The organism is Methyloceanibacter sp., from assembly GCF_049590335.1.
Classification (GTDB): domain Bacteria; phylum Pseudomonadota; class Alphaproteobacteria; order Rhizobiales; family Methyloligellaceae; genus Methyloceanibacter.
This window is the reverse complement of sequence record NZ_JBAWCQ010000116.1, coordinates 1-15,760: the sequence shown is the minus strand read 5'-3', so window position 1 is coordinate 15,760 and position 15,760 is coordinate 1. Positions and strand designations below refer to the sequence as shown.

11 protein-coding genes, 1 tRNA gene and 1 pseudogene are annotated in these 15,760 nt (G+C 62.6%); 3 read left to right on the top strand and 10 right to left on the bottom strand.

What is annotated here, in order from left to right:
- Positions 1-510: 510 nt before the first annotated feature.
- Both WBQ77_RS09255 and WBQ77_RS09250 read right to left on the bottom strand, forming a co-directional pair.
- Positions 511-587: transfer RNA gene (locus tag WBQ77_RS09255), tRNA-Arg, on the bottom strand.
- Between the two features lie 111 nt (positions 588-698).
- The gene (locus WBQ77_RS09250; RefSeq protein ID WP_424041273.1) at positions 699-938 is read right to left on the bottom strand and encodes a hypothetical protein; all 240 of its coding nucleotides are present in this window, start codon (positions 936-938) and stop codon (positions 699-701) included.
- Between the two features lie 195 nt (positions 939-1,133).
- Here WBQ77_RS09250 and WBQ77_RS09245 point away from each other — a divergent pair, with 195 nt between their 5' ends.
- Together WBQ77_RS09245 and WBQ77_RS09240 are read left to right on the top strand one after the other, a co-directional pair.
- Complete coding sequence (locus WBQ77_RS09245) at positions 1,134-1,415, top strand: multicopper oxidase domain-containing protein (protein WP_424059937.1); 282 nt, start codon at positions 1,134-1,136, stop codon at positions 1,413-1,415.
- Positions 1,416-1,537: 122 nt separating this feature from the next.
- Positions 1,538-4,333, top strand: a complete 2,796-nt coding sequence (locus WBQ77_RS09240; RefSeq protein ID WP_424059935.1) for a response regulator — start codon at positions 1,538-1,540, stop codon at positions 4,331-4,333.
- Between the two features lie 52 nt (positions 4,334-4,385).
- On the opposite strand, the gene ppk2 is transcribed toward WBQ77_RS09240, so the two are convergent.
- From ppk2 to WBQ77_RS09210, 6 genes and pseudogenes are all read right to left on the bottom strand, one after another.
- Complete coding sequence (gene ppk2 / locus WBQ77_RS09235; RefSeq protein ID WP_424059934.1) at positions 4,386-5,315, bottom strand: polyphosphate kinase 2; 930 nt, start codon at positions 5,313-5,315, stop codon at positions 4,386-4,388.
- Between the two features lie 978 nt (positions 5,316-6,293).
- A pseudogene (locus tag WBQ77_RS09230) lies at positions 6,294-6,869 on the bottom strand (CarD family transcriptional regulator); the annotation flags it as partial.
- A gap of 396 nt (positions 6,870-7,265) precedes the next feature.
- Positions 7,266-7,604, bottom strand: coding sequence for a ferredoxin FdxA (gene fdxA, locus WBQ77_RS09225; RefSeq protein ID WP_424041280.1), 339 nt, complete (start codon positions 7,602-7,604; stop codon positions 7,266-7,268).
- 224 nt (positions 7,605-7,828) lie between these two features.
- A complete protein-coding gene (locus tag WBQ77_RS09220) occupies positions 7,829-8,194 on the bottom strand; it encodes an RNA-binding S4 domain-containing protein (protein WP_424041281.1) in 366 nt (121 codons plus the stop codon).
- A 10-nt stretch (positions 8,195-8,204) separates the two neighbouring features.
- Complete coding sequence (locus tag WBQ77_RS09215; protein ID WP_424059932.1) at positions 8,205-11,456, bottom strand: helicase-related protein; 3,252 nt, start codon at positions 11,454-11,456, stop codon at positions 8,205-8,207.
- A 573-nt stretch (positions 11,457-12,029) separates the two neighbouring features.
- Positions 12,030-13,094 carry a DUF3108 domain-containing protein gene (locus WBQ77_RS09210; protein WP_424041285.1) on the bottom strand — a complete coding sequence of 355 codons (1,065 nt, stop codon included), beginning with the start codon at positions 13,092-13,094 and terminating at the stop codon, positions 12,030-12,032.
- 222 nt (positions 13,095-13,316) lie between these two features.
- Between WBQ77_RS09210 and rpmB the strand changes: the two genes are divergently transcribed.
- Positions 13,317-13,613, top strand: a complete 297-nt coding sequence (gene rpmB, locus WBQ77_RS09205; RefSeq protein WP_424041287.1) for a 50S ribosomal protein L28 — start codon at positions 13,317-13,319, stop codon at positions 13,611-13,613.
- Between the two features lie 19 nt (positions 13,614-13,632).
- On the opposite strand, the gene WBQ77_RS09200 is transcribed toward rpmB, so the two are convergent.
- Together WBQ77_RS09200 and WBQ77_RS09195 are read right to left on the bottom strand one after the other, a co-directional pair.
- On the bottom strand, positions 13,633-14,655 hold the full coding sequence (locus WBQ77_RS09200) for an esterase-like activity of phytase family protein (protein ID WP_424059930.1): 1,023 nt from the start codon (positions 14,653-14,655) through the stop codon (positions 13,633-13,635).
- 42 nt (positions 14,656-14,697) lie between these two features.
- A partial coding sequence (locus WBQ77_RS09195) for a cobaltochelatase CobT-related protein (RefSeq protein ID WP_424059928.1) occupies positions 14,698-15,760 on the bottom strand: 1,063 nt, incomplete at its 5' end.

Sequence of the window (15,760 nt, the reverse complement as noted above, 5' to 3'; positions counted from 1 at the left end):
CTATGTCGCGCAGCACGCGTTCAACACCGGCTGTTTTGCTGGCTGTTGTTCCTTCTTCCCTCAGTCGAAGCTCATTCTTCAGGATATCAAGGTCACGCTCATACATTTCGATCAGTATTTTCAGCGTCGCCACGTGGTCTTTTTTCGACATCAGGCTTTCCCTTCGCGTAGGTCTGTCAGCTCGTCTCAAAGTTTTTCGCGGTCAGTAGACTGACAAAAAGCGTTGATCCCGTTAACCTATTTGGCCACGATTGGTATTTGTGTCGCAAGCAGGATCAGACGGCATGAAACCGAAGAAGTCCCTATCCCGTCGGCCAGTGCGCGCGCATACCCATAATCCAAACGCAGCCCCCTACCGAAACAATGGGAAGATTGTCGCGGATGCTATCGCAGCCCTATCGAAATCAATCGCCGCGGAAAGGGAGGCCAGCGGTAGTCTAAGGTTTTGGGAAGCAGTACGCGGCTGGCTGACCGTTATCGCCCTGTTGGAGCCTAAGACATTGATTAATTTGGTGACCCCGGCAGGATTCGAACCTGCGACCCTCAGATTAGGAATCTGATGCTCTATCCAACTGAGCTACGGGGCCATTGGTTTTAACTTGCTACACCGGAACCTTGTTTTTCGCCAGCTCGTTGGCGCCGCCGCGTGTGACTCTGGCGGCCCGACCCCAGCGAGATGGCTCTGTGCCAGCCGTCAATCACGTTTCGTCCGAAGGCGCGGATGGATCGAAGTCTAGAAACCGGCTCACTGTTTCAAGACCGTCATCTCCGAACTTGCTCAGCAGCACGTTGTCCAGCTCGGACAGGTTCTGTCTTGCCAGAGCCATCATACGTTCGCCCTCGACCGTGAATCTGATGACACGCTGGTTCCCAAGCTGCGTATCCGTTTTGGTGGTCAACCAGCCGGCCCGCTCGAGTTCGCGGACGACCTTGTGCACGGCTTGCCGCGAGATTCTCAAACCACGTGCCAAAGTTCGACGCATGGTTCGGACCACAATTGAGCGCGCTCAAGAAGACGAGTTGGCGACCGGTCAGGCCCTCAAAGCCCTCACGCTCCAGTCTGCCGAGCAGCCAAGCCGCAACCCTGTCTCTGAAGCCCCCGGCAGCCTTGGCAAGGAGACGCAGCCAAGAGCATCGCGCCGGTCGCAGAGCTCAAGCTGGGGCGCCCATACGTGCTTCGCCTCCGCAACGAGAGTCCGAACTCCCATCCGATCCATCTGCACGGGCAGGTGTTCCGTCCGCTCAGAGGCAACAAGCTAAAGCTGCCCTCCAACTGGACAGACACGATCGTTCTGAACCGGCGAGAGACTATCAATATCGGTCTCGTCGCCGACAACCCGGGAGATTGGGCCCTTCATTGTCATGTGGTCGAACACCAGAAAACGCGGCTCGCGGGGTTCATCCGTGTGATCTGAGGTAGCCCCGTCTGCATGGGACGTGGACCGGTTGAAGAACAGCCGGAAAGGACTACGTTATTCGCCAATGACAGGCTGGCTAAGGTCGCTTGGCGGGTCGTCTCTCGGAGGAGCGTTTCGGTATGTCGGGGTCGCGGAAGGAGGCGGAGAAACTTTCCGCCAAGATTGCCCCGTTGCTACGGTCCGATCTCAACGAGCCGGACCGCGAGGCCCTGACGCAGCTGATTGCGCAAGCCTTTGACACCGCCGCCCGCGAACAGGAAAAGCGCAGTTTCAAGCGGATTGCCGAGGTCCAGGCCTCGGCCAACGCGCATCTGACCGCCCTGCTCAATGCCTCGCCGACCGTACTCTATAGCAGGCCGGCCAGCGGCGATCTTGCGCCGACATTCGTCAGCGACGGCGTCACCAAGATGTTTGGCTGTACGCCGCGCGAATATCTCGCCGATCCCTTCTTTTGGCAAAAGCGGGTTGCTCCCGACGACATTGAGCGCATCGCGGCCTGGGTCAGCCGAGCGCATGAGAGCGACGAGAGCGCCATCGAGTATCGCGTCGATCGGGGCGACGGCACCCATATCTGGCTGTGCGACCGCCAGCACGTGATCCGCGACGAGCGAGGCACGCCCGTCGAGGTCGTCGGCTCGTGGACCGACATCACCAAGCGCAAGCTCGCGGAGATCGAACTGGAAAAGGCCAGCGGCGCGGCAATGGCCGCCAACGAGGCCAAGAGCGCTTTTCTCGCCAACATGAGCCACGAAATCAGAACGCCGATGAACGCGGTGATCGGGTTGTCGCACTTGGCGCTGAACACCGATCTGGCGCCGCGCCAGCGCGATTACATGCAAAAGATCAAAAGCTCCGCGCAGCACCTGCTCGGCATCATTAACGATATTCTTGATTTTTCGAAGATCGAAGCGGGCAAGCTGTCCCTGGAATTCGTTGACTTCCAACTCGACAGCGTCCTGGGGAATGTCGGGAACCTGATGTCAGAGAAGGCGTGGGCCAAAGGGCTCGAACTCATCTTTGACGTGGCGCCCGAGGTTTGCGACGATCTGAAGGGTGATCCGCTGCGGCTCGGACAGGTCCTGATCAACTTCGTTTCGAACGCAGTAAAGTTCACCGACAAGGGCGAGATCTTGGTCAAGGTGCGCGTTGAGGACGAAAGCGCCGACCGGCAGATGCTTGCCTTCTCCGTCACTGATACCGGTATTGGGATGACACACGAGGAGGTCCAGCGCCTGTTCGAGGCCTTCGAACAGGCTGACTGCTCTTCGACCCGCCGCCATGGCGGCACAGGGCTCGGACTCGCCATTGCCAAGCAGATCGCCGAACTCATGGGCGGGGCGGTCTCCGTTGAGAGCGAGCTCGGCCACGGCAGTGCGTTCCACTTCACTGTCCCGATGGCTAAGGGAACTGCCGGCGCGCGGCCCCGCGTGCTGCAGTCGGACTTGCTGGGGCGCCGCGTGCTGGTCGTGGACGACAACGACAGCGCACGCGACGTTATCAGCAGTATGTTGACCAATATGGCCTTTCGCGCGGACGAGGCGTCTTCAGGCGAGGCGGCCGTGGGTATGGTACGCGAGGCACGAGCGAGTGGCGAAGGATACGATCTCGCCTTCATCGATTGGCGCATGCCGGGGCTCGACGGGATCGAGACGGGTCGGCGTATCCGGGCCGAGGCCGAAGGAGAACCGGCCCCTCATCTCGTGATGATCACTGCCTATGGCCGTGAAGAGGTCGTGGGCAAGGCCGAGGAGACGGGCTTCGCCGATGTGCTCATGAAGCCGGTCACCTCGTCCAATCTGTTCGATGCTGCCGTCGGGGTGCTTGGGGGCGAGCGGGTGGCCGCCCCGTTCCCGTCGCAAGCTGATGCGCCCGATCTTGACCGTTTGCGTGGAATTCGCGTGCTTCTGGTCGAAGACAATGAAATCAACCAGGAAGTTGCCGCGGGCCAGCTCGAGCTTGCCGACATTCTTGTCGACATCGCCGACAATGGCGAGGAGGCGTTGCGGCTCATCGTGCGCAACGACTACGACGCCGTACTGATGGATATGCAGATGCCGGTCATGGACGGGGTGACGGCCACACGCACACTTCGCAAGGATTCGCGTTATCGCGATCTGCCGGTCATCGCCATGACGGCCAATGCCTTGGCGTCGGACCGCGAGGCCTGTCTTGAGGCCGGGATGAACGATCATGTGACCAAGCCGATCAATCCGGATGCGCTGTTTAGCGCGCTCCTGCAATGGGTCAAGCCCGCGCCTTCCACGGAACTTCCGGCGGTCGCGGGGGTGGAGAACGGCGGCGGGCTCGCCGGTATAGACATCAAGGGCATCGATTTGGATAAAGGGTTACGGCTGACGGGCAGCAGCCCCGCGCGCTATCTGGCTCTCCTCGACAAATTCGTCGCGCGCCAAGGCGGGGCGGTCGAGACCATCCGCCTCGCGCTCTCCGACGGCGATTCGGACACTGCGGAGCGCGAGGCGCACTCGTTGAAAGGGGCCGCCGCCACGCTCGGAATAACCGCGCTTGCCGATGTAGCCTCCGTCGCCGAGAAGGCGATCAAGACGGGTGACGACACTGAGGAGGCGCTCGGCAGACTTTCGATGATGCTGGACCCGGTGGTGAAGGCTATCCAGTGCGCCTTTGTCCAGGAGGGCCACGAGGCCGCGGCGCCGGCGAGAAATCCGCGCGACGTGGCTGAGCCGCTGGCGCGGCTCAAGCATCTCTTGGAGAACGACGACGGTGAGGCGGCGGACTTCATTATCGACGTCACGCCGCAGCTCTCGGCGGTCCTGACACCGGCCGAAGTCAATGCGCTATCAGACCACGTCTCGCAGTTCGACTTCGAAGCGGCATTGCAATCGCTGTCGGGCGTCGCTTCGCGTTTGTCGCTGGACCTGGAACCGGGCGGGCGTTAGGCCGTAGGCCGATGAAAAGTCACCGGTCCGCCCCGCCCGAATGCGCCTCGGCTCAGTAGATCTTCGGCACGTACAAATTGGCCGGCAGCGTCTTGCGGTCGTAGTCAGGATTGAAGACGCGGTCCGGAAGCTCGATCTTTTCGTAGGGCTCTTCCTGATAGGGAATCTTCGACAGAATGTGCTCGATACAGTTGAGCCGTTCGCGCTTCTTGTCGTTCCCTTCGACGATGTACCAAGGCGCTTCGGGGATGCTTGTACGCGTGAACATGTCCTCCTTGGCCTTCGTGTAGTGCTCCCAGCGAACGCGCGACTGCAGATCCATCGGCGAGAGCTTCCACTGTTTCATCGGATCATGGATGCGAATCATAAACCGGAGCTGCTGTTCCTCGTCGGTGATCGAGAGCCAGTACTTTAAGACAATGATGCCGTTCCGGACGAGCATGCGCTCGAATTCTGGGACGTCCTGAAAAAACCGCTCCACCTGGCCGTCGTCTGCAAATCCCATCACACGCTCGACGCCGGCGCGGTTGTACCAGGACCTGTCGAACATCACGATTTCGCCGCCAGAGGGCAGGTGGGGGACATAGCGCTGGAAGTACCACTGGGTCTGCTCGCGCTCGGATGGCTTCTGCAAGGCGACGACCCGAGCCGTGCGCGGATTGAGCCGCTGTGTGATGCGCTTGATCACGCCGCCCTTGCCGGCGGAGTCACGACCCTCGAAGATGATTAGGAGCTTCGCACCGGTCGCCTCGACCCAGCTTTGCATCTTGATGAGTTCGGCCTGAAGATGTAGCAGGTTCGTGAGATAAACGCGCCGATCGAGCGAGTCTGGATGCGCCTCTTTGTAGATCTGGCGCAGCTCCTCGCTAAGCATGGGCTCGGAAAGTTCGGCCTCGAGCGTCTCATCGAGAGTTTCTTCGAGCTCGGCTTCCAGCCAGGCCTTAATGTTCTTTTTGCCAGTCTCATTGGTGTCGTCGGTCATCGGAAATCTCTCATTTTTCGTCGTCGGCACACAGGCGTCGGCGCAAGGCGACCGGATCGGTGCCAAATCAGCGGCGAGTTTCGCCAGGGACAATAAGAGGTTTGTGTCCGTCGCGACACTTTCCCAGAACAGAAACCTGGGCAAGACAACCGTCCGATGACACCGCGCCGACGCATTCTTTTGCAGGCGTTGCTCCGTCTTGCGGGCGTGTCGCTCACGCGCACCTTGTTTCGGTAGGGACGGCGTTCCTAAATTGGCGGGATGCGGATCTGGGCACTCAGAATCGGCGTTGGCGTCGCTCTTGGCGGCGCTCCGAATGTCGCCTTCGCCCAGGCTTGCGACCTACCGCCGGGGGAGATGGCGGGCGTGTCCTCGGTCATCGACGGCAAAACACCGGCACTTCAAGACGGACGGGAGGTGTGGTTGCTCGGGATCAAGGCCCCCGCGCCGCCGCCGGACCTTGGCGCGTGTTTTGGTCCTCTGCTGGCGGTCGAGTCGCGCGCGAGTGAGGCCGGGCGCGGACTTTGGCGCTCGCTGACCTATCAGGTGCGCGATGCCCAGGACCGAAGAGGTTCGGCTATCTGCGCCACACCTACTAGCTCGTCGATGGCCAGGTCCATGGCATCGGTGAGGGGCGGAAGCTCGTCTACATCAACTTCGCGGAAGATTGGCACCACGGCTTCACGGTGACGATCATGCGCAAACGTCTGCCTGTCTTGGAGGCGGCGGGGCTGGATCTTGAGATTCTGCCGGGCGCGCATTCGCGTGCGCGGCTGGGTCGAATGGTGGAACGGCACGATGATCGATATTTCACATCCGCAAGAGATGGAGTTTTTGATGCAGCGCCGGATACACCTAGCGGCGCGCTGCCTGACTCGGGCTGATCACGGGCTCAGTGACGCGCGCGGAAGCGGTGCTTCAAACGAGAAGGCCGGGCGCGAGGCCCGGCCTTCATAAGGGAATGCCGTTAAAACGACCCTAGGCCGCTGCGGCTTTTTCGGCTGCCTCCGCGGCGGCGGCCTCGGCTGCAGCCTTGGTGTTGCGCGCCGACTTGGCAAGGATGTCGTCGATCTTGGCGACCGCGCTTTCATCGTCCAGCTTCTCAACGGATGCAAGCTCACGCGCCATGCGGTCCAGGGCGGCTTCGTAGAGCTGGCGCTCCGAATAAGACTGCTCGGGCTGCGCCTCGGACCGGTACAGGTCGCGGACCACCTCGGCGATGGAAATCAAGTCGCCGGAGTTGATCTTGGCTTCATATTCCTGAGCGCGGCGCGACCACATGGTGCGCTTCACGCGGGCCTTGCCCTTGAGCGTAGTCAGGGCCTTTTTCACGATCTTATCTTCGGACAGCTTGCGCATGCCGACGCTTTCGAGCTTCGTGGTTGGCACCCGAAGGGTCATCTTGTCCTTGTCGAAACTGATCACGAACAGCTCGAGTTTCGCACCGGCGATCTCTTGCTCTTCGATGGACACGATGCGGCCCACGCCGTGCGCGGGGTACACGATGTACTCGTTCGTCCGAAAACCGTTTCGCTGCTGGGGTCTCTTCTTTTCGGCCATATGCTCGCCTCGCTGTTGAAAATCGTGGGGCGCGTCGGGACCAAAAGGCGATCGAGCTCATCCGCGTCAAAGTCGGCCAGCGAAGAGATCGCTGGCGCCGCCCGGTGGGGCGGCTCTCACGGACAAAAAAGAAGTGCTCGATCAGGGGGCCTGATCGCCAACACTCCTTCGAAGCTCAGAAAAAAAGCGCGCCCAACAGGCTCGCCTCTCTATGGTGCCTCATGCGCCGACAGTCTGCGCTATTTCGAAATCACTGTATCACAAAAATCACAAATTCGGAAGCCGCCCACCCGGACGGCATGGCCGATAGTGAGGCAGCACCTGTGGGATTTTGCCTGGAAGGTTACCGCGAGGGGCCGTTTTGGGTGGTTTTAGCGCTAATTTCCGGCCCTAGTCGCCCTCTCCGGGCTCCGTCGAGAAGTACTTTTTGAACTTGTCGGGCTCGGCCTGAAAACTGTCGGCGTCGTCCGGTGCGGGCTTTTTGGTGGTGATGTTCGGCCACACTTCCGAGTAGTCCCGGTTCACGTCGAGCCATTTATCGAGTTCCGGCTCGGTGTCGGGTTTGATCGCGTCCACCGGGCATTCCGGCTCGCAGACGCCGCAGTCGATGCACTCATCCGGATGAATGACGAGCATGTTTTCGCCCTCGTAGAAACAGTCCACGGGGCACACCTCGACACAGTCGGTGTACTTGCACTTAATGCATACTTCAGTGACGACGTATGTCATCGATTCCACGTGATAGGGGGCTGTCCCAGCCCGGTTGCCAAAGCCCTGTACGGGCTCTGAGCTAAGCCCGGGGAGAAGGAGCCCTGCCTATAACAATAGTGTCGGCAGCACAAGGCGTGTCCCCTCCCGGTAAACCCCGATTTTTAGGATGGTTTTGCGGTGTTGCGCCGCAATGCGAGGCGGAATTTCCGCTGCGCGGGCTCGCGCAGGGCCTGCTGCCTTATCTAGCTCCAAAGGGCCCGAAAACTGTCGATGCGCCGCCGATTGCGCTTCGTGGGCCGTCTGCCCACGCGCGTCTCCCCTGAACCATCGCTTTGCGTTTCCTCGAGCGGCGGCGTCAGATCCTCATAGAGGGTTCGGGCCAGGGGCGCGGGCCCCCGCCGCTCGACGGCGTCGAGGACACGCCAGACCACGAATCTTTCCGGTGGCGTTGCGGTGATGACGTCGCCGTGCTGCACGAGCCGGCTGGGTTTGAGCACCCGTTTGCCGTTGACCCGCACCTTGCCGTCCGCGATCAGACGTGTGGCGGCCGAGCGAGTCTTTGCCAGGCGGGCACACCAGAGCCATCTATCGAGGCGCTGGCCCGTCACGCGTGCGGCCCTAGCTCCGCCCGGAGCGGTCGCGCGCCGCCAGACTGTCGCGCAAGTCCTTCAGGGCCGCGAAGGGCGAGTTCTCGGGGATCGGCCGCTCCCGCTTTGGCGCGCGATTGCCGTCGGCATTGCGATCCTTGCCCTTGCCGCCGTAGCGGTCGCCCTTGCCCGCTTTACGAGGCGGCTTTCCTTGCGGATGGCCCTTTTTGTGCCGCTTCGCGTGCTGCTCGTCTTGCCGCCGCGGTTGCCCGGCATCGCTGCCTGCCTGTTTGCCATTGGCCCGGCCTGCGCTGCTGCTCCGGCCGCGCTGCTGCTTCCGAGCCGGACGCCGCTTGGCCGGTCGCCAGATCTCGTCGAAGACCGCCGTGGGCTCTGTCTGTACCTCGGCGCCATCGCCCTCAGGGTCTGGCGCGGGCGCCTCGCCGGTCGTCGGATCTTTCTCTGTGGCAACGGGTGTCTCTTCGGGCCGTGCGGCCGAATCTTTTGGCTGTGCCGAATCTTCTGGCTGTGCCGAGTCTTGCGACTCAACCGCGCCTTCGATCTTCCGCCGTTCCAGGCGGAAGCCGAGCCCGCGCAGGATCGAGGCGAACTCCTCGCCCGAGCACCCGACCATGGACATGAGCTCCGGCACGACGCGGAAGCCGCCATCGCCTGTGGCGCCCGAGGGCGGCTTGGGCGCATCGGGTGTCCGCGATGACTTGGATCGCGTTGACGGCTTGGATTCTGGAGACGTCTTGGCGGCCTCTGGAACGGGGCCTTCCGCTGCGGGTGCCTCCGTCGAGGCCTCGGCCGTCTCGGGGGTTTGTGCCTGAGGCGTGTCGGCAGGCGCCGTTGCCGTCTCCAAGGCTGGCGTCTCTATTGCTGCCGGTGTTTCGGCCGGCGCTGCCTCAGTGGCCTGCGTCTGGGCCGCTTTTCCCGGGCGCCAGGTGACGCGAGCGCGGATCAGGTCCGACAGCCGCTCCAGCATGTCGATGCGCACCGCGCGATTGCCCGCCACGTGAAAGCCCGCCGCGCGCCAATAGGCCTCGGGCAGAGCCTCATCTGCCGGCACGGAGGTCAGGCCTTGTTGGGGCCGCTCCGGCACGGCGTCGATATCGATGCCGAACCCCTGGCCCCCATGCAGTGCCCATAGCTGCAGTAGCAGTTCGGCCGCGGCGGGTTTCAGGAGAGCAGGGAAATAGAGATTGAACGCACCAAATCGGACCCCGTATTTGCGCAGCTGCCCGCGGTCGGACTGGTCCAGCGCCTTGATGTCCTCCGCGGCCCCTTCGCGCCGGAGGACGCCGAGATTTTCCGTCAGGCGGAATGCGAGCCCGCGGGCGAGCCCCGTCAGGTCATCGGCATCGCTGAGGGCCATGAGCGGTTTCAGCTTCGCGTCGAGATAGGCGGCGAGCCACGCATCGAGGCGGGCGGTGACACGTTCCCGGTCGGGCCCGCTCAGGTTTTCGTCGGCGAACACCTCGATACGGGGCTTCAGCGTCGTCTCGCCCCGAACCAGCCGGCCGATCTCGCAGCCCTGCCACAGGATGCGGCCATTGCTCGAAAGCGTAATCGCCTCGTCGTTAGCGGCGGCGAGCGCATCGGTGCGCGAGGCCAGCTCGCGCGCCAGAACCTGCGTCGCCGCGTTGCGTGCTGCCTTGCCGTGAATACCGTCGCCCGTCGAATCCGGCGTGAAGCGGAACCCGTCGAGCCTGCCCACAAAATGGTTTTCGACCAGGATCTGTCCGTCGTCGGCGATCTCGGCCATCATTTCCTCCTTGTCGCGCAATCGCCGCATCAGCACGCTTGTCCGTCGGTCGACAAAGCGTTGTGTCAGGCGTTCGTGAAGCGCGTCGGACAGTTTGTCCTCAATCGATCTGGTGCGATCCTGCCAGTGCTCCGGATCGTGCAGCCATTGAGCGCGGTGGGATACAAATGTCCAGGTACGAATTTGGGCAAGGCGATTGGAAAGTGTATCGAGGTCGCCTTCGGTGCGGTCGGCCTGTGCCACCTGACGGGCGAACCAATCCTCGGGGATCTTTCCCTCATCGCTCATGACATAGCCGTACAGCGCCCCGACCAGGTCCGCGTGATCGGCGGGCGAGACGCGCTGGTAGTCTGGGATCTGGCACATGTCCCAGAGCAGGCCCACCGCCGCGGGCGACCTGGCCATGTCGCAGATGGCCTCGTCGCTCGTCACGTTTTCCAGTGCAATGACATCGTCGACCATGCGGGAGCGGGTGAGCCGGGGATGGACCGGCATTTCCCGCAAGCTTTCTTTTAGGGCCTTGATCGAGGAAATGTCTAGCATGCGGCTGCGCCATTGGAGGACGCCGACCTGATCGAAGGAATGGGTCTCGAGCCGCTCGATCTGGTCGGCGTCGAATGGCCCTGCCTGGCCGGTCACACCGAACGTGCCGTCGTTCATATGCCGTCCGGCGCGGCCGGCGATCTGCCCGATTTCGGACGGGGTCAGGTTGCGGTGCGTATGGCCGTCGAATTTCCTAACGCCGGCGAAGGCGACATGGTCAAGATCGAGATTGAGACCCATGCCGATGGCGTCCGTCGCTACCAAAAAGTCAACGTCGCCATTCTGATAGAGCGCGACTTGGGCGTTACGGGTGCGCGGGGACAGCGCCCCCAGCACCACGGCCGCCCCGCCGCGCTGACGGCGGACGAGTTCGGCGATCGCGTAGACGTCGTTCGCGGAGAAGGCGACGATGGCGGAGCGCCGGGGCAGGCGCGTGATCTTCTTCTCGCCCGCGTAAGACAGGCTCGACATGCGCGGCCGGGAGACGAGATTGGCGCCCGGCAGAAGCTCGCGGATCGCATCGCGCATGGTCGCTGCGCCCAGCAGCAACGTCTCGCTCGTGCCGCGCGCATGAAACAGGCGGTTAGTGAATAAATGCCCGCGCTCGCCATCGGCGGCGAGTTGGATCTCGTCGATAGCGACGAAATCGGCCTCCAGCTCCTGCGGCATGGCCTCCACCGTGCACACATAGAAGCGGGCGTGTGGTGGCTTGATCTTCTCCTCGCCGGTTATTAGGGCGACCTCGCCGGGGGCCGCCTTGGCGAGGACTTTCTCGTAGACCTCGCGCGCGAGCAGCCGCAACGGCAGGCCGATGATCCCGACCTCGTGGGTGAGCATGCGCTCGATGGCAAGATGCGTCTTGCCCGTGTTGGTGGGGCCCAGGACGGCGGTCACACCGCGCCCGCGATTGGGCGGACCATGCGCGCCAATTGTCCGGGGGCCTGTGGATTGCGTGGATAAAGCTTTGGGCATGCAGGGAAATTCTTAACGCGATCCGGGCTCAGGTGCGAACGGGGGGAGAACGAATCCCGTCCGAATCGCTGACTCCAGCGTATTCCAGTTATGTTCTGTTCCAAACTAGAACAAGGACGCAGGTGCCGCCTGCGCCACAGACATGTAAGCGGCTTTGGGCGCGCGCGCTACATCTAGCATTTTATTCTTACACGGGCTTCCCTTGCGCGGGATCGCAAGGGGAACAGAGCGGGGTCGAATCAGGGGTTCGTAAATCTTCGTCGCCTGTTCCCTACGACATCTTGTGGTTTCGGGGTGGCGCGTTAACACCTGGGTTGTTGGGGTGCCGAGCGCCGTTTGCCGATGCGCCTAAACGGTCAACGCTGAGCCGCGAACGGCCACGCTAAATCTAGCTTTTTTGCATTCCCGGTGCTGCGCGCGCGATCGCAAGGGGAACAGAGCGGGGTCGAATCAGGGGTTCGTAAATCTTCGCCGCCTGTTCCCTACGACATGTTGTGGTTTGGGGTGGGGGTTATTAACAGATCGGCCGCAACGCCCTGAAAGGCGCCGCGGTGTGGCTAGACGCATTTTGGTTCAATGAGCCTTGGCGCGACCCGGGCGCCCCACGCGCAAGGAGGTGACCACGGCGGTGCCGTAGCCCACCGAGGTCGGCATCACGATGCGGTAGGGCACATACATGTTCGTGCCGCGCAGGGGCACCATCCAGGCTTCGATGTCGTTGGCTTGGCGCAACTGCTCAATGCCCGGATCGCCACGCGGATAGCCCGAGATGGGGACGAACTTCACCTTGCAGACCGCAGCCGGGCCAGAATAGTTGTCGCCCCCCCGGTTCTGCACCCGCACGCGCTTTTTCGGCTTCAAGACGAGATCGAACCGCGACCGCCCGTCGAAGACCGGGATCAACTGGTTGCAGACGCTGAGATCGCCGTGGGGGTTGTCGGAGCGGGCCATGAGAAAGGCGCCGCTCAAAGGGTCTACCACATGCTGGACCTGCTCTTTGCGCACGGGAATCTCGCCCGGGTAGGGGCGGGGCTTCGGCCAAATCTTGACCGACTTGACGAAGCCGTCTCCGAAGAAGATGCGCAGGCGCTCGTTGTATTTGCCGTCCGATTGGCTGAAAGAATAGGAGTTCGGGTTCGGGCCGTCCGTGGTCGCCAGCCCCGAGCCGTCCATCGACCCCTTCCAATTGAAGACCCAGCCCTTGAGTACGGAGAAGCTACCATTGCCGCGCAGGTTGTACTGGCCGTTCTGCACCGTGCCGGAAATGCTGAAATTGCCCAGATTGAAGCGGCCGAGACTGACGTCGTAGACCGCGACGAACCGGGCCGAGGTGTCGACCGGCGTGGCCGCCGGTGGCACTTTGGGAGGGGCCACGGGTGACGCCTCGTCAGCAGCGTCCGCGTCGTCGCCGCCGTAAAGGCCTTCGATCGGGAAGGGCCGCTGATCGTCCAAGATCGGGCCGCGCGTGCCCAGTCCGGCATCGCTAGCTGGCGCCATCACGTCGGGCCGGCTCTCTGCGCGGGCATGGCCGGCGTCGCCGGTGGCAGAAAAGTCGAGCGAAATCAATACGAAGGCCATGATGCCCAGCGCCTCTGCGGCCATGGCCGCAATGCTCAAGAGATTTCGTGCGACCCGCATCTATCGCAGCCCCTCCCGGTTTCCCCCACAGTTTTTATCTTGCTTGGCCACTGAGCAGGATTAGTCGGATTCGTCAACTCGGCCAACATAGGCGGAATTTTCCGTCGTATCTTGACCGAATTGGGTCATCCCCGTATATGTCCCGGCCTTGAGCCTCGCGCTTGTGAACCGTCACGAGCTGCGGCAGGTACTCACAAGATTTTCGTTAGAAGGATATGGACCATGGCCCGTCGTTGCGAGCTGTCCGGCAAAGCCGTGCTCACCGGCAACAATGTGAGCCACGCAAAGCGCCGTACGCGGCGCCGTTTCCTGCCCAATCTGAGTAACGTCACGCTTCAGAGCGATGTTCTGAAGAAGGCTGTCCGCCTCACCGTGTCCGCGAGCGCTCTGCGCTCGGTCGAGCACCGTGGCGGCCTGGACGCCTATCTGCTCAAGGCAGGTAATGACGAACTCTCCTTGAAAGCACGCCGCTTGAAGCGGGAGATCGCCAAGGCCGCCGAAGCGCGGGCCGCGTCCTAAAGGCTACCGGCCGCGCCCCTCAGGGCAGCGTGAACTGCATTATCAGCGAGCGCTGAAAGGCGCTGAAGTTGTCGTCCGACATGAGCGTCATGACGGTTTCTCCATCGCGCGCACGGTGAACCGCGATCCCCTCCATATTGTCTATATTCAAAATGTCGGAGGCCTCGAGCAGGACTTCACCGGTGATCAGGTTGCCTCGCCGTAAGTCGGCAGCCTTGATCCGGCGGATGCGCATCTTGACGCCTTCGCTGTAGCGGAAGCGGCGCTCCAAGAGCAGGAGCCCGCCATCGGGCAACCCGGCCGCGCCCGTGATATCGAACCCGCCGAGCCGCCGCACCACAATCGTTCCCGGCGCCCGGCCACCTATCAGCCAGCCGATCAGATTGCCGTTTCGGTCCTTGAGCCGCTCCGAAAACGCAACGACCGTTCCCTTCATCCGCCCCACCCGGATTGTGGCGATTGCCTCCAGCCCTAGATTGTCGCCCATGCTGCGTGCGGCTTTCGGCAGGGGTACCTCGCCGTTCGAGGGGCCGAAACGCTCCGGCGTGAAGGGGTAGCGCATGATCCGGTGATCCCGCTCGAAGGAGACGAGGGCGGTGCCGTTGCGCGTTTCGCCTGCGATCAGCGCGAGACCTTCGGCGTCCTGGCGGGCCACGGACCGCACGGGTTTGCCGTCCCGGTCGAGAATGGGGCCGAGCGTCACATCCGAGAGCCCATTTAGACGGCGTCCGTCATGATCGAGCCTTGCCCGCATCCAGGAGCCGCCGTCTGAAACGGCGAGCAGCGTGGTGCCGGACTGATCCAGGGCAATGGCCGAATAGCCGCCGAAATGCGCGGAGCGCGCGAACATGTTGAGCCCGCCGCGAAAGGTCAGCTTGCCGAATTTTGTCTTCTTGGGGTTATAGGGGTCGAACGTGATCGGGATGACGGAGACGCGTGTGGTCACGGGCCCCGGCAAGGGCGTCACCGGCTTGGCGACCAGCGACGTGGCGCTCAGATACAGAAGGCCGCCGCCGGCCAATACCAGCGTGAGCGCCGCCAAGAAATTTCGTGACGAGATGCCCTTTCGTGATCCCAGACGCACCTAGTGCAACACCTTACGTTTGGCACGCGCGGCCGCGTCCTCGTCGAACAGTTCGGCGAGCTTGTCGGTCATCGCACCGGCAAGCTCCTCCGCGTCGGTGATCGTGACGGCGCGGCGATAGTAGCGGGTCACGTCGTGACCGATGCCGATCGCCAGCAATTCGACCGGCGAGCGCGTCTCGATTTCGTGTATCACCTGACGCAGGTGATTCTCCAAATAGGCCCCAGAGTTGACCGACAGAGTCGAATCGTCGACCGGCGCGCCGTCGGAGATCATCATCAGGATGCGCCGTTGCTCGGGCCGCCCCAACAAGCGCTTATGGGCCCAGGCCAGCGCCTCGCCGTCGATGTTCTCCTTCAACAGGCCCTCGCGCATCATCAGGCCGAGATTGCGGCGAGACCGCCGCCAGGGCATGTCCGCCGCCTTGTAGACGATGTGGCGCAGATCGTTGAGCCGGCCAGGGAAGGGGGGCTTCATGGCGTTGAGCCAGGCCTCGCGCGAGTGTCCGCCCTTCCAGGCCCGCGTGGTGAAACCCAGAATCTCCACCTTCACGCCGCAACGCTCCAACGTGCGTGCCAGGATGTCGGCGCAACAGGCGGCGACCATGATGGGCCGTCCGCGCATGGAACCGGAATTGTCGAGCACCAGGCTGACGACCGTGTCGCGAAACTCCGTGTCGCGTTCCTGCTTGAAGGTCAGCGGATGCATGGGGTCAACGATGATTCGCGTCAGGCGGCCCGCATCGAGCGTGCCTTCTTCGAGATCGAAGTCCCAGCCACGATCCTGCTGGGCTAGCAGCCGGCGTTGCAGTCGGTTGGCCAGCCGCGCGATCGCGCCCTGGAGCGAGACGAGTTGCTTGTCCAGGAACGACCGGAGCCGATCGAGCTCCTCGGGGTCGCAAAGGTCTTCCGCCGTGACGATCTCGTCGAATTGTTCGGTGAAAATCTTGTAGCCGAAGGCCGACGGGTCATCGAGAACGGAGAAGTTGGGACGCCAGGGATCGGAGAGGCGCGGCAGGTCCGCCGAGTCCGCGTCCTCGTCCAGCTGGTCCGTAGCCCCGTCC

Coding starts and splice junctions, on each gene's coding strand:
- WBQ77_RS09240 (WP_424059935.1), top strand. CDS start 1,538: ATGTCGGGGTCGCGGAAGGAGGCGGAGAAACTTTCCGCCAAGATTGCC.
- ppk2 (WP_424059934.1), bottom strand. CDS start 5,315: ATGACCGACGACACCAATGAGACTGGCAAAAAGAACATTAAGGCCTGG.
- fdxA (WP_424041280.1), bottom strand. CDS start 7,604: ATGACATACGTCGTCACTGAAGTATGCATTAAGTGCAAGTACACCGAC.
- WBQ77_RS09215 (WP_424059932.1), bottom strand. CDS start 11,456: ATGCCCAAAGCTTTATCCACGCAATCCACAGGCCCCCGGACAATTGGC.
- WBQ77_RS09210 (WP_424041285.1), bottom strand. CDS start 13,094: ATGCGGGTCGCACGAAATCTCTTGAGCATTGCGGCCATGGCCGCAGAG.
- rpmB (WP_424041287.1), top strand. CDS start 13,317: ATGGCCCGTCGTTGCGAGCTGTCCGGCAAAGCCGTGCTCACCGGCAAC.